Source organism: Kitasatospora arboriphila (assembly GCF_039528095.1).
In the GTDB taxonomy this organism is placed as follows: Bacteria; Actinomycetota; Actinomycetes; order Streptomycetales; family Streptomycetaceae; genus Kitasatospora; species Kitasatospora arboriphila.
In genome coordinates, this window is sequence record NZ_BAAALD010000087.1 from 19,276 (window position 1) to 33,048 (window position 13,773).

12 protein-coding genes are annotated in these 13,773 nt (G+C 73.2%); 4 read left to right on the forward strand and 8 right to left on the reverse strand.

Annotated features, from left to right (window positions below):
* Positions 1-790: 790 nt before the first annotated feature.
* Positions 791-1,549: a hypothetical protein gene (locus ABD353_RS31315; protein WP_344627062.1), complete on the reverse strand. Its 759-nt coding sequence runs from the start codon at positions 1,547-1,549 to the stop codon at positions 791-793.
* Positions 1,550-1,890: 341 nt separating this feature from the next.
* A complete protein-coding gene (locus tag ABD353_RS31320) occupies positions 1,891-2,544 on the reverse strand; it encodes a GPP34 family phosphoprotein (RefSeq protein ID WP_344627063.1) in 654 nt (217 codons plus the stop codon).
* Between the two features lie 246 nt (positions 2,545-2,790).
* Between ABD353_RS31320 and ABD353_RS31325 the strand changes: the two genes are divergently transcribed.
* Positions 2,791-4,752: a serine/threonine-protein kinase gene (locus tag ABD353_RS31325; protein WP_344627064.1), complete on the forward strand. Its 1,962-nt coding sequence runs from the start codon at positions 2,791-2,793 to the stop codon at positions 4,750-4,752.
* A gap of 402 nt (positions 4,753-5,154) precedes the next feature.
* Here ABD353_RS31325 and ABD353_RS31330 read toward each other — a convergent pair whose 3' ends face one another.
* The gene (locus tag ABD353_RS31330; RefSeq protein ID WP_344627065.1) at positions 5,155-6,384 is read right to left on the reverse strand and encodes a DUF4132 domain-containing protein; all 1,230 of its coding nucleotides are present in this window, start codon (positions 6,382-6,384) and stop codon (positions 5,155-5,157) included.
* A 602-nt stretch (positions 6,385-6,986) separates the two neighbouring features.
* A complete protein-coding gene (locus tag ABD353_RS31335) occupies positions 6,987-7,349 on the reverse strand; it encodes a hypothetical protein (RefSeq protein WP_344627066.1) in 363 nt (120 codons plus the stop codon).
* A gap of 855 nt (positions 7,350-8,204) precedes the next feature.
* Here ABD353_RS31335 and ABD353_RS31340 point away from each other — a divergent pair.
* Entirely contained in the window at positions 8,205-8,549 is a 345-nt protein-coding gene (locus ABD353_RS31340) for a hypothetical protein (RefSeq protein WP_344627067.1), read from the forward strand.
* Complete coding sequence (locus ABD353_RS31345; RefSeq protein WP_344627068.1) at positions 8,546-9,097, forward strand: SsgA family sporulation/cell division regulator; 552 nt, start codon at positions 8,546-8,548, stop codon at positions 9,095-9,097. The genes ABD353_RS31340 and ABD353_RS31345 overlap by 4 nt, the downstream gene beginning before the upstream one ends.
* Positions 9,098-9,673: 576 nt before the next feature.
* Here the strand turns inward: ABD353_RS31345 and ABD353_RS31350 are convergent.
* The 4 genes from ABD353_RS31350 to ABD353_RS31365 all read right to left on the reverse strand — a co-directional run bounded on the left by ABD353_RS31350 (position 9,674) and on the right by ABD353_RS31365 (position 12,659).
* Positions 9,674-11,389 carry a SulP family inorganic anion transporter gene (locus ABD353_RS31350; protein ID WP_344627069.1) on the reverse strand — a complete coding sequence of 572 codons (1,716 nt, stop codon included), beginning with the start codon at positions 11,387-11,389 and terminating at the stop codon, positions 9,674-9,676.
* On the reverse strand, positions 11,386-11,760 hold the full coding sequence (locus ABD353_RS31355; protein WP_344627070.1) for an ArsR/SmtB family transcription factor: 375 nt from the start codon (positions 11,758-11,760) through the stop codon (positions 11,386-11,388). The genes ABD353_RS31350 and ABD353_RS31355 overlap by 4 nt, the downstream gene beginning before the upstream one ends.
* Positions 11,760-11,951, reverse strand: coding sequence for a hypothetical protein (locus tag ABD353_RS31360; protein WP_344627071.1), 192 nt, complete (start codon positions 11,949-11,951; stop codon positions 11,760-11,762). Before ABD353_RS31360 ends, ABD353_RS31355 begins: the two co-directional genes overlap by 1 nt.
* 357 nt (positions 11,952-12,308) lie before the next feature.
* Positions 12,309-12,659, reverse strand: a complete 351-nt coding sequence (locus tag ABD353_RS31365) for a zinc ribbon domain-containing protein YjdM (RefSeq protein ID WP_344627072.1) — start codon at positions 12,657-12,659, stop codon at positions 12,309-12,311.
* Between the two features lie 254 nt (positions 12,660-12,913).
* Here ABD353_RS31365 and ABD353_RS31370 point away from each other — a divergent pair, with 254 nt between their 5' ends.
* Complete coding sequence (locus ABD353_RS31370) at positions 12,914-13,282, forward strand: ArsR/SmtB family transcription factor (RefSeq protein ID WP_344627073.1); 369 nt, start codon at positions 12,914-12,916, stop codon at positions 13,280-13,282.
* Positions 13,283-13,773: the final 491 nt, after the last annotated feature.

A 13,773-nucleotide genomic window follows, 5' to 3' on the forward strand; every position in this document is an offset into this window, starting at 1 on the left:
GGTGCGCACCGGGGCGATCGAGGGGCGCCGGGAGAGTGGTGGACGCCGGGGAGAGGGGGCGGCCGCGTGGTGCCGGTGGCCGTGGGGGACGGCGGACGGCAGACGGCCTCGATGGGGCAGCCGGCGCGACGGACGGGCCGGCGAGGGACGCACGGGCAGGGGCCGGGTCCGCTGGGAGGGGCGGACGGCCGTGGGCCCGGCGTTGTGGCGGTGACGATCGGGAGAGCTCTGGTCGGAAAGGCCCGGCGCGTGGGCCGGGGCCCGCGACTAGGCGGTGGTCGCGACCACCGTGCAGGGCCTTGGCGGCCGGCACAGCGGAGGCCGGGACCGTCCGGCGGCACGGGACGGTTCGGCGAGCGGAGGGTCGTTGATCGCTGTCACGGTGTCACCTCGGCAGGAGGGTCGGGGTGGTGGGCGTGCAGGGCGTACCGGGCGGACGGCCTTGGCGGCGGTCGCGGACCGGCGCCGTGCAGGTCCCCTGTGGATGTTCGTCGGTGCACTGACCGACTGGGGTTGGGGATTTCTATCCTCCCGGCGGCGCCGGAGTCCAGGCTTATCCGGCAAATAGCGCCGAAGGCGGCGTATCTCACAAATACATCCGCCCCATTAGGGGCATTTGGGCAATTTCGGACTATTGGGTGGTTGGCGGTGCCCGCCGCCGGGGCGGCGTACGGGCGGGAGCGCCGCTCCAGGGCGTCGACCGCCGCGGGCGCCGGACCCGTCCCGTGCGGCCCGGGTGGCCCGGAGGTGCCCGGGCCGCCTGCCACCGACCGTGGGTCGGTTCAGGACGTCAGGCGGGCCGGGTACCGAGCGCGAGGGCGAGCCGTTCGGACTGCTCCACAGTGATGCCCTGGGCAAGCTGCACGCCCGAGCGCGGGCTGTACGGGCCGTCGCACTGCAGGATGCCGTCGCACGGCTGCGCCCCGCCGCCGCTGAGCGGCGAACGGCCGGGCGGCGACCAGTGAGCCGCGTCCCACAGCGGATGGTCCAGGAGGAGCGCCGCCACCCGCGGAGCTTCCTCGGCCGGAGCCCCGATCCGGACCAGCGCCTCGGCGATCACCTCCGCCGCGTCCCCGGGCGCGTTGTCGTCGCCGAGGGCGGGCAGCAGGAGCAGCAGCCGGGCGTGGCGGTCGTGGACACCCGGCGCCGTACGGTCGGCGGTGTCGGCGATGTGGGTCAGCTCCGGCCAGGAGAGCCCGGGGCCCGCCTGGTGGCCGTCGACGGTGGCGAGGTGGCCGTGTCGCCGCCAGTCGGGATGGGTGACGAAGTACTCCGTCCCGCCGTCGTCCGGGAGGTTCCGGCTCACCACCACCGCGGTGTGCCCGCCCCCGAACGGCACCCGGAACGCCGGCCAGCGCTCCGCGTCCAGCAGCGTCTCGTACACGGCGTCGACATCGGCCTCGTCGGCTCCGAACCACTCCGCGCCCGGTTCGGCGTCCTCGTCGTCCGACTCGCACATCCACAGCAGGTACGCGGCCCAGAAACCCGGGTGCGAGAGCAGTTCCTCCCCGGCCACCAGCGGGGCATCGTCATATCCGTCGATCAGCACCGGGCAAGACTGCCAGCACCGACCGGCACCCCGCACACCCCCCGGAGTGGCGCCGGTCGTCCTCGCCCATGCCGGGCAGGTTCGGTTCACGCCGGCGCCGGCTGCCGGCCTGCTCGCACCGCCGGCCACGCTGCCGCTGCGTCAGGGCGCCAGCACCGTGGACCGGTGGCCGCCTCCTCCCGGCCGTCCCCGTTCCCCTTGGCGCCGCGCAGTGGGGCTCGGGCGAGCGCGCCGGGACTTGAGTGCCCCGCTATCGGTCTTCCAGCAGGCGGTCTCGAAGGAGCGCCACGGACAGTCCTTCAGGAACCCGCTGCCTTCCGTCGGAACCGGTCCGACGGCCCTCAGCTGCCGCCCATCCCGCCCTGGGCGGCGACCATGGTCAGGTTCAGCCCGCTCACCGCCCGGGCCAGGCCCGGGGTCCGGTCGGCGAGCCGGTCGGTGAGTGCGGTGATCCGCCCGGCGTTGGCCTTGCGGTCGTGGCGGGTGAGGACCAGCTTCAGGTGTCCGTGGGCGGCCAGGGCCGCGAGGACCGCGTCGGCGTACGGCGCTTCGGCGACCGGGGCGCCGCCGCGGACGAGCTCGGCCACCCGGACCTGGAGGTCCAGGGCTTCACGCGGGTCGTCCATCGTCACCGTGCGGTGCGGTGCGACCGGGCCGTACGGGTCGCGGTCGGCCATCGTCATGATGCCGAGCACCGCGAGGCGCTCCTCGACGGCCTCGAGGGTGTCGTCGCGGCTGCGCTTGATCCACGACTTCCAGGTGCGGGGGCGGTCGGCCAGTTCGGCGAGCAGCGCGTCCAGGACGCGGTCCCCCGTGGGGCCGGCGTCCACGACCTGCACCCGGCCCGTCCCGTCCTCGGCCGCGGCACCCCGGTGGGAGAGCTCGGCCAGAGCGGCGGCGCGCAGCAGGAACCCGGCGCGCGTGCGGTCCTGCAAGCTCTGGGCGCGGGTGTCGAAGGCCAGCAGATAGGTGGCCAGATGCAGTCCTCGGCTCATGACTCCGACGATACGGCGCCCCTTCCCGCCCGCCATCGACCGACAGGACCAACCGATCCTCCGCCTGTGGGCGCATCCGCACGCCCGGCCGTCGTCCTTGAGTCCCATCGGGTCGGGTTGCGGATGGGGCGTGGGCGGGCCTGGCACACGGCCGGTCCCCAGCGCAGCCCGGGGAGCCGGCCCGAGCACCGAGGTTCCCACCTGGCACGGTGCGACGGGGCGCCCCCGGGCCTGCCTGCGGGGGCGGTGCGAACACCAGACGCTGATCCGAGCGAGGCTGCGGGTGCAAAACGGACAGCGCCGGAGGCGGGAGCGCTAGAGTGGCGCGGCGTGGGGCATGCGCATGAATTGGTCGCTGGACGCTACGAGTTGGTCCGGGAAATCGCGAAGGGCGGCATGGGTCGGGTGATCCTCGCCCGCGACCTCGAGCAGTCCGGCCGTGAGGTCGCGCTCAAGGAGATATCTGCTCCGACAGCGCGGGGCGGCGAGTCGGCCGTGGAACTCCAGCGGTTCATGCGCGAGGCGGAGGCGCTCACATCCCTGCGCCACCCCTCGATCGTGGCCGGGTTGGGCCTGGTGGTGCACCACGGCTCTCCTCTCCTCGTGATGGAGTACATCGATGGCCGTTCCCTGGCGGCCGAGCTCGGCGAGCACGGGACGCTGCCGGTGGACCGGGTTGCCCGCATCGGTCTGGCCCTGCTGGGCGCGCTGGGCGCTGCGCACCGTGCCGGGATCGTCCACCGCGACGTCAAGCCCGGCAACGTCCTGCTGGCCGGAGACCGCGCCGTCCTCACCGACTTCGGCATCGCCTACCTCACCCATGTCCCGGGCGAGTTGACGGGCTGCGGCGCTCCCGTCGGCACCGCCCGGTACATGGCGCCCGAGCAGTTGGACGAGCGCCACCCTTCGCCTGCAGTCGACCTGTGGTCGCTGGGTGTGACCCTGTATCACGCGGTCGAGGGCGTGCCGCCATTCTCCGCCGACAGCCTTCCCGTTCTGACGCATGCCATCTGCCACCGACCCCACCGCCGACCCGTCCGGGCCGGGCGGCTCGCGGCGGCATTGGACGCACTCCTCGTCAAGGATCCGCATCGGCGGGCGAGCGCGGAACAGGCCGCCGAGATGCTCAGCGCAGTCCTGGAAGGGCCTGCGAGGGGCGGCTGGCAGGCACCACTCGCGTCGTGGCCGGAACCGCGGACGGCACCCCGGATGCCGGTCGACCACGACGCCGAGACCGCATCGGCACCGGGACGAGTCACCACGACCAGCAGGACCCACCGGATATGGGAAGCGCGTGCCGATCTGCACCCGCCGACGGCCCCGGCGACCCGGCCCGGCCTGCCGGACCGAGTCCGCCGCCGGACCGCGGACCCGCGGCGCGCCCGGCGCAGCGGGCGGCAGGTTGCGCTCCTCACGGTGGCGGCGTGCGTGGTTGCGGCAGGCTCCTTCGCGGCCGCGCTCCGCTGGTGGCCGACGCGGACACCCGAGCTGCACGCCCTGGAGACCACGGCCCCGAGCAGGCCGGTCTTCGCCGCCGCGGACTTCGGATCCGCCACGACCGGAGGTGCGATCCCGGTGCCCGCCGGGGAAGGCAGCGCGAACGACACCGTGCTCGCCACCGGTGTAGGGACGGAGTCCGACCCCTACAGGCGGCGGTTGCAGTTCCAGACCGACCGCGAGTTCCCGGGCGCCTGGATGAGCGAGGGCTCCTGCGTGCTCGTCCACGACGGGTCCCGCACCTACACCGTGCGCCCGTTCGACATGGCATACTCGCTCACCCCCCTGGGCACCGGCCTCTATCCCGGACACATGTCCATCCCCGTGATCTTCCCCGGCCGCTACGAGTACTCCAGCGCCTGCGACCCCGCGCACACCCGGCCGGTCGCACTGGGCACAGCAGCCATGCGCATCGGGGGGACCCTCGATGCCAACGGATTCTCCGCAGCCGTACTCGACAGCTACGCCTCCGGATCCTCCCTCGTGGTGGAGGTCGCCGCGGCACGAACGTTCGCTGCCGTACCGCCCGCGCTCTGCCTCCGCACTGACCACGGGATCGTGCCGGCGCGTGAGGGCACCTCGAGTCTGGGCACCCGCACGGTGACGGTGCAGCGGTTCACCTTCCCCGACTCCTCGCGCGGCACCATCTCGTTCGGCTGCGGCCCCAGTCCACAGGAGGGCGGTGCGGGGGTGGCGGTGGGCGCGGGCTGAGTCCTGCCTCGCGTCGGCTCCGCGGCAGCGGGCCCGACGGAAGGCCGAGCGAGAGCACGGCAGCGGCAACGGCGAGAGGATCACGCTGTGCCCGACCTGGAGACCACAGGTGCGGTGATGTGCAAGCCGAAGTTCCGTGTCCAGGGGCAGAACGGCAGTGTGACAGGCACGGGCATCCTCCGCACGGGGCGTGGTGGCCCGGGGGCCCTACTGCCCCCCGCGGCCGGGGGTGCCGCACCAGCAGCGGCATCCGACGCTCCCGATTCCGGCAGATCCGCTGATGGGTTCGGGCCGCTGCTACCCCCGATGTCCAGGCCAGGCTCGGCAACCTGCGTGGACCGATCTCCCGGACGGGCGGCAATCGGGGGTCAGATGCCCGGCTTCGTCGGCCCCGGCCGGCACTCAGCAGCCGGCGAACTGCGGCACCAACGGCTCCACCCCGCGGCTCTCCAACAACTCGGCCAGGGCCTGCTGCTGGGCGGCGGGGGCGCGGTCGGCCCGCCAGAGCCGTACGAGGGTGTCGTCATGGGCCCCGGTGGAGGGGCTGGCCGGGGGGTGGAGGCCGTGGTCCGCGGCAGGCAGCCCGGCGGTCCAGGTGCCGTCGGGGTTGTGGTGCTCCCAGATCAGGGTGCGGGTGAGCAGACCGGTGACGGGGTGGTCCCGGTAGTGGCGGGCCCACTCGGCGTACGGCCAGGTCCGGTCCAGGGGCAGCAGGGCGCGGAGTCGGGTGCGTTCGGCGCTCAGCGTGGACTCGACGTGCTGGGCGAGCCACCGCGTCATGTGGACCTGCTCGTCACCGTGGCGGGCCTTGAAGCCCTTCGGGGAGCGGAAGGGGGACCGGGTGCGGACAGCGCTTCCGTCGGTGTGGATCCAGTCGACGGTCACCTCGCCGCTGCTCTCGAGGGTGACGACAGACTGATAGGAGAGGTTCACCCATGGCGCGCCGCAGGCCGGCGGACCGAGCCGGACCGTCCGATCGGGGCCCAGTCCGCAGGTGGGTACGGTCCGTTCGGCCAGCTGCTCCGGCAGGAGTCCCTGACGTGTCGCCGTCTTCTTGACCACCCTGACGAGGACGAGGTGGCAGTGGGCGCCGGGCTGGACCTCGCGGTGCAGGGTCCACAGCGCGTCCATGGCGGCGAGATCGCCGAGAGCGGTGAAGACCGCGCCGGAGAGGTCGTCGTCGCGCACGAAGTAGCCGTCCAGCACGGAGGCGTTCTTCCGGGCGACGGTCAGCAGGACCTCGACCAGGGCATCGGTGGCCGCCGGATCGGCACCCTTGCCGCCGAGCAAGCCGCAGGCCAGCACGAACCCGTTGGCGAGGTGACGGGTGGGGGAGGGCCGCAGCCAGTCGTACTCGATGTTCGGGTCGGTGCGGTTGTGCAGCGAGCCGCCCTCGGCGAGCGCCGCGACGGCCTCGCGGACCAGCTCCGGCGCCCCGTCGGCCTTGAGCAGTGCTTTGGTCCGGCGCTTCCAGGCGCCGTTGGTCCTGCCCCGCCAGTCCCAGAACTCACCACTCGCCGCGAGGTGCAGCACCAGTTCGGTCAGCTCGGGTGAAAGCGCCGCCAACCGGACCCGTATCCGCTGGACCCAGGTGTTCTCGGGATCCAGCAGCTCATCCACGCGTTCGTCCATGCGGTGATCTTGGCAGACGGCGCGGACAGTCTGCCGACGGAGCGTCACCTCTGGTGCGAGCGGAGCTGGGGAACCGGGGGCTCGGGACGGGCTCGAGAGTGCTACGAGTGCTGGTGTCGGGTCCGGCCGGCATGCGCCGCGATCGACGCCCGCCTCGCACCCGGGCTGACGTCGCTCGCCGCCGTGCTGCCCACCCGAGCATGTCCGCCAGGTACCGGGCCACGGGCGTCCGGCAGGTGCAGGTGTGGACACCGTCCCTCCTCGACGGCCCGAAGGAGGTGGAACTCGCCTCCAGCTTCGGATCGATCACCCACCACCTCGGCGTCGTGGGCGCGGCCCGCATTTCGCCGAGCGGCTGCCCCGGATCCCCGCCCTGGACGCACTGCCGGCGACGCAGCGCGCCAGGGGCTGGACCGGCTGGCCCTGCGCAACCCTCTCAGCCCCGGCGGGGACACCCGGAGCGGTCGAGGCCGTCCTCGCAGCCGTCCGGCGGCTCGGGGGACGAACCCGGCGCCTCGGCCTGACCCGGGCGCCGTCCGCGCAGCTGCCGCCCCGGCCCCGGACGCCGACGTGCTCTTGCGGGGGGACTGGTGGAGGGGACGTCAGAGCTCGAGGTCGGCCTCGATGCGGCGGGCTTGGTGGCGGGCCATGGCCAGGTTGGACCGACTGCGGTCGAGCATCAGGTAGAGGAACAGCCCGGGGTGGCGGGTGAGCGGCCGGATCAGGTGGTACTGGCCGGTCAGGCTGATGAGGATGTCCTCCAGCTTCTGGTCGCCCTGGCCCGCCATGCCCAGGGCGCGCAGTTCGGCGCGCAGGATGTCGGTCGTGGCGGCGGCCGCGACCGACAGGGTCTCGGTCGGGCCGGCCGTCCCGAGCGCCATGCCGCTGGTGTAGTCGCCCAGGGCGGCCCCGATGGCGCCCTCGATGGTCATCGCTTCCTTGAGCGAGGTCTCGATCCCGGCCATGTGTTCCTCCGACCGTTCGGGCGCAGGGAGGCGTCCCGGCGCGCTGTTGTCCGCTTCTGTCGGGTGAGCCTAGGAAATCGGGCGGCCTCGCTCGCCGAATTGACCGTAAGCGATCGATTCCTGCCGGGGAGGCGTTGCCTCGGCAGCAATGCATGACATGTTGAGTTGATGAATTCTTCATGTTGATAGATCCTGGACCTCGTGGCGCCACCCACCGGCGAGCTGCGCGCGGTGGCGCGGGCGCCGGTCCGGCCGCACGAGGGAGCCAGCCCATGAGCACTGCCGACGGCCCCCTGCCCGCGGTCGACCTCGAACGCGCACGGGCGTGCCGGATCTGCGAGGGGTGGGGAACCGTGTCCACGCCCGACGGCAGGGCCTACGTCCCCTGCCGGGCCTGCCAGAGGAGTCCCGGCGATCGGCCGGCAGCACCGGACGCCGACCCTGCACCGACACGGGCCGAGGGCGTGACGGGGGAGTGACTCCCCGGCCGCGCGGCGCCGCCGCCCTCCCATATGCGTCAACGAGCCCCGACCGCAGAAGAGGGAAGCGGGAGGCGGTGCATCCGGCCCCTGGCCTCCGAGGCGGGGTCGCCCCCGGTCACCCCCGGTCGAGCGCGTGCCATGCTGCCGACCCTGCGAGTGCCAGGTCCACCCGAAGACCACCCGTTCCGGCGACTCATCGGATCCCCACGCCTCAAGCCCACCCGGCCCGTCGGCGAAACCGCGCAGGTGGCCGAGGCGGGCGCCGACGCGCGGACCCCCACGGCCGGGCCGCCACCGTCAACACGAGCTGCGAGCCGGAACGCCCCACCCGTCGGCGAGGTTGCCATCGGCACATTCACTCGTTGTGCCCGGCATGACCTCCGACCTCCGGACCTGCGGCAGAGCCGCCGAAACGGTTCTCCGCGAGACCCCGATCTTCGCCCACCTGGCCGCACTGTGGACCGCCGCCGGCCTCACCGTGCCCGGCCGCGCCGACCCCGACTGGGACCGCCTGACTGCCCAGTCCCGCTTCCTTCCACCGCCTCTGCCGTCCCCGGCCGCCGGCCCCGACTGGGACCGCCTGACCGCACCGCCCCGCTTCCTCCCACCGCCTCTGCCGTCCCCGGCCGCCGGCCCCCGACCGGGGACGGCAGACGGCCCGCACGCCCACCACGCACAACCCGACCCCACCCCCGCGCACCTCAAGGACTGCGCATGACCCACCACGAAACCCCCCGCGTCCCCCCGCAACGCACCAGCACCGGCGGCTGCGCCATGCCCCTGGAGCTGCTGGCAGTCGTCCTGCCCGGCCTGAGCGTCGCGGTGCGCGGCTGCCTGCGCTACCACTCCGCCGAGCCGTACACCGTCTACCTCGACAACCACATCGACCTCGACGCCCCGATCACCTGGGTGTTCGCCCGCGACCTCCTCGCCACCGGCCTCACCGAATGGGCGGGCACCGGCGACGTCTGCGTCCACCCCGCCGGCGACGACCGGACCGTCTTCATCACTCTGACCGGGGAGAACTCCACGGCCGTCCTGCGCGTGGACGCCTCGCACATCAGGACCTTCCTCACCCACACCGAACGGATCGTCCCCTCGGGCACCGAAGAAGGCCAGGTGGACGTGGACAGATTCCTGCGCCGACTACGCGACGACGAACCCCCCGAGCCCGAGCCCGAGCCCGAGCCCGAGCCCGAGCCCGAGCCCGAGCCCGAGCTCGATCCCGAGCTCGATCCCGAGCCGGACCCGGAGCCGAAACCGTGAAGGCGCGCGACCCGGCCCGGAGGCACCCGGGAACTTGCCGACCGCTTCGACGGGGCTCCGCCGCCCGCTCGGGAGTGGGGCCGACCGTCGCCCGGCTCGCAACCGTGGACTTCCGGGACTGCTCGGCGCCGACAACCGTGGTGAGCGGCCGGCCGGTGGGGATCCGGTCCCCGTCGGCCGGGTACTGCCCGCTTCGGCTCGTCACCCCGGCCCCGTCACCGTGTCCGCCGGACCCGCAGTAGACAAGAACGGCAAGCCGGACCGCAGCGGGCCGGGGGAGAGCGGACGATCTTCCAGGTGGACGTCCGTCGGTGACTTGCGGACATTGGCAACTGAGAATGTCTGCATCGTGCGGCTCCGGCGGGCCCTGGGGCGCACCCGCCCAGGCCCGGCGGGAGGCAGGCAGGAGCCGGACGCGGTCCTCACCCCGGCTTCGGTCGGGGTGAGGACCGCGGTGCAGGTGCCCCGGCCCGCGCCCGCCCGCGCCCGCCCGCGCCTGGCCGTGCCTGGCCGGGGCCGATCGGCGCCCGAACGGGCCTCAGTGTCGGCTCACCGCCGCCATGCCCGGCAGGGAGGTCATCGGTGGCCGCCGCCGGCCGCGTCGGCCAGGACCCCGGGCAGGTGGGTGCGGGCGTACGCGATCGCGTCGGGGGTGGCGGCGAAGACGCGGTGCTCGGCGTGGAGCCGGTCGAGGACGCCGAGGGCGTCCAGGGTCCTGCGGTGGTCCTCGCGGACGCCGGAGACCAGGACGAGGATGCCGCGGCGCTCCAGCTTGTCGACGGCGTCGCCCAGCACGAGGGCGCCGGTGGCGTCGATCGCGGTGATCCGCGACAGGCGCAGCACGACGGCCTTCACGTCGCCGGTCTCGGCGAGTTCGAGGAGGAATCGGTGGGCGGCGGCGAAGAACAGCGGCCCGTCGATGCGGTAGGCGACGATGTGTTCGGCCAGCAGGGCCTGTTCCTCGGCGTGGTGGTCGGCGGGTGGCAGACCGTCGTGCAGTGGCACGCGGGTGAGGGCGGCGGAGCGGGCGACCTGGCGCAGCGCGAGGGCACCGGCCACGAGCAGCCCGACGATGACGGCGGTCACCAGGTCGAAGGCGAGGGTGGCGGCCGCGGTCAGGGCGAGGATCGCGGCCTCGCCGCGTCCGGCGCGGGCCAGCGCCCGAAGGGAGGCGACCTCGACCATCCGTACCGCGGTCGCGATCAGTACACCGGCCAGCGCCGCGAGCGGGATGCCCTCGACGAGCGGGGCGGCGGCGAACACCACGGCGGCGAGGACGGCCGCGTGGACGAGCGCGGCGAGCCGGGAGACGGCTCCGGAACGGACGTTGACGGCGGTGCGGGCGATCGCGCCGGTGGCCGCGACACCGCCGAACAGCGGCGCGGCCAGGTTCGCCAGGCCCTGGCCGAACAGCTCCCGGTCGCTGTCGTGCCGCTGGGAGACGCTCATCGCGTCCGCGGCGGTCGCGGACATCAGCGACTCCAGTGCGGCGAGCGCCGCCACCGCGACCGCGGCCGTCGCCAGCCTCGGCACGTCCGCGAGGTGGAAGAAGCCGAGCGAGGGCGCGGGCAGGCCGGAGGGCAGGTGCCCGATCGTCGCCACGTCCAGACCGGCGCCGGAGGCGAGGAGCGTCGCGGCGACCACGGCGAGCAGGGAGAACGGGACGCCCGGCCGCAGCCGGGCACCGAGCAGCATCACCGCCGCCACACCGCCGGCCAGCGCCAGCGGCGCGAGCTGCGGATCGGAGACGAAATCGGCCAGGGCGTCCCACGCGGTAACGGCGACGTTCTCGGCACCCGAAGGCTTCACACCGAGTGCCGCCGGTACCTGCTGGAGGCCGATGACGGCGGCGATGCCGAGGGTGAACCCCTCCACCACCGGCGCCGGAACGAACGCCATCAAGCGCCCGGCGCCGCCGATCGCCGTCGCGACCAGCAGCACACCGGCGAGCAGACCCACCGTCAGCACACCATCGGTGCCGAACCGGTGGACGATCGGCACCAGGACCACCGTCATCGCCCCGGTCGGCCCGCTGACCTGCAGGTTCGAACCGCCGAAGAGCGCCGCCAGCGCGCCGGCGACCACCGCGGTCGCCAGACCCGACGCCGCGCCCGCGCCCGACGCCACACCGAAGCCCAGCGCGAGCGGCAGCGCGACGATCGCCACCGTCACCCCAGCGAGCAGGTCCTTGCGCGGTGAGCGCCGCATCGTCGCCCACGTCGTGCGCTCGGGAAGCACCGCCCGCAGCCGGCCACCCAGACGGCTCGCGGACGAAGCGGACGCGCCGCTCATGCCTCTGCCGCCTCTGCCGCCTCTGCCGCCTGTGCCTCCTGCGTCGCGTGCCCGCCGAGCTCGGCCAGCAGGTCCGACTGGACGGTGATCATCGTGGACAGGATCCGCCGTGCCGCCTGCAGTAGCTCCGCCACGTCCGGCGTGCTCAGCGCGTACACCACGGTGTTGCCGTCCCGGGTGGCCGACACCAGCTGGGTGCGGCGCAGCACCGCCAGCTGCTGGGACAGGTTCGAGGGCTCGATCTCGATCTCCGCCAGCAGTTCGCGCACCGGCCGCGGCCCGTCCTGCAGCAGCTCCAGCACCCGGATCCGCACCGGATGGCCGAGCGTGCGGAAGAACTCCGCCTTCGCCTGATACAGCGGGATCGCCATCAGTCCTGCTCCTCCTCGTCCGCCGCGCGGTCCAGCGCGATGCCGTGGTGGGCCGCGATCCGCAGCAGTTGCGTGATCCGCCCCGCGTACGCCTGTGCCTTCTCCTCGTCACCGGCTTCCCGGGCCCGGGCCCGCAGTCGGCGGGCCTCGGCCAGCTGCTCGTGCAGTTCCGCGTCGAACACGCCGCTCATCGCCGCCGTCCCTCCGCCTCGGGCCCCGCGTCCCTGTCGGACCCACCGGTACACAAATGCATCATCTGCGAACATGAAGAATTCTTCAAATTGCTACTATCGCAAGCCGTGGCCGGAGTCCGGCCGATCCGCCTGTCGATCACCCGTCGTTCCGGCCGGTCGGCTCGGCCGCCGGTGTCCGGTCCTGCCGCATCCGCGTGAGCGGCGCTCCGCTTCCGGGGTGCACCTGCCTTCCGCATGCAGCGGCGGCCGGAGGCGGCGGGCCGGACGACTCACAGTCCGCCCCGACGCCGGTCCCGCCGTCGGGGCGGGCCTGGCGTGGTGCGGTCGCAGGGGGCGGCCGGCCCGTGGCCGGGGTCAGGCCTTCTTGACCACGCTCGACTTGAGCTGCATGGCGCCGAAACCCTCGATCCGGCAGTCGATGTCGTGGCCGTCCACGCCGTCGACCAGGCGGATGTTGCGCACCTTGGTCCCGGCCTTGATGCCCGACGGGCTGCCCTTGACCTTCAGCGCCTTCACCACGGTCACCGTGTCGCCGTCGTGCAGCTCGTTGCCGACCGCGTCCCGCACCACCCGCTCGCCGGGGGCCTGCGCGCCGCTGTCGCCGGGGGTCCACTCGTGTCCGCACTCGGGGCACACCACCAGCGCGTCCATGACGTAGGTGTACTCGCCGGAGCACTTCGGGCACGGGGGAAGGTTCTCGCTCATGGGCCCGGGTCCTCCGTCTGTCGCATCTGTCGCACTGTGTCGGGAAAGAATGCGGGCCCGCCGCACCCCCGTGGCGCAGCAGGCCCGCTCCGGCAGCGCCTCCGGGGAGCTGCCGAGAGTCCGAGTTTAGCATTTGAGAATCTCTGCAAGTCCAATGGTCGTAGCCCTGCGCCGACCCTGCGCGCGGCCCGGCGCACCCACCGGCATTGCTACAGTCGAACCAGCGCCCCGACCCCGACACGGACGGTGACCCCATGCCTGCCGATCCCTCGCGGCAACCCTCCGTCACCGCGGTGCCGCTCTACCAGGTCAAGGCGGAGTTCTTCAAAACCCTCGGCCATCCCGTGCGGATCCGGGTCCTCGAACTGCTCAGCCAGCGCGAGCACGCCGTCGCCGAACTCCTCGCCGACGTCGGCGTGGAGGCCTCCAACCTCTCCCAGCAGCTCGCCGTCCTGCGTCGCGCGGGTGTGGTCACCTCCCGCCGCGACGGCGCCGCCGTGATCTACCGGATCACCAGCCCCGAGGTCGCCGAACTCCTCGCCGTCGCCCGCTCCATCCTCACCCACGTGATCACCGACCGCGCCGAACTCCTCGGAGACCTCCGCCCGGGTCCGGCCGGCTGACCGCGGCGTTCGGCCACCGGTTACGGCGCCCCGGGCGAGCACCAGGCCACCAGGCGAACTGTCGTCTCCGTCAAACCACTTCGTGGCGTGCCGGGTCGGGCGCGCACGTCCTGGTGTAAGGAGCCGTTGTCGTACCGATCTTGGTGAGCACGGGTTCGAATGCGGCGGCTCGGTCGGGCGATCTTCGGTCCGTCCGTGCATGAAGACAGGACCTCTGGTGCAGCTCGGTTGTCGAGACCTTGAGCACACCAGGAGGCCCTACCGGCGGCATTCCGACACCTCCACCGCAGAGACGACACAACACCTCGTCTCCGCCGCCGAAACACCGACCCTATGCCTGACCGGCGCAAACGCACCCGTCACTCTCGGAAGGACAGTGGCTTCCAACTGGCCCGGACGGGAATCGTGTCAGAAGTCTGGTCTAGGTTTTGCCTGTTGGGCTTGATCCGCTTTGACGGACACTCCTGATCAGGGGCTTCGGCCCCGGAAGG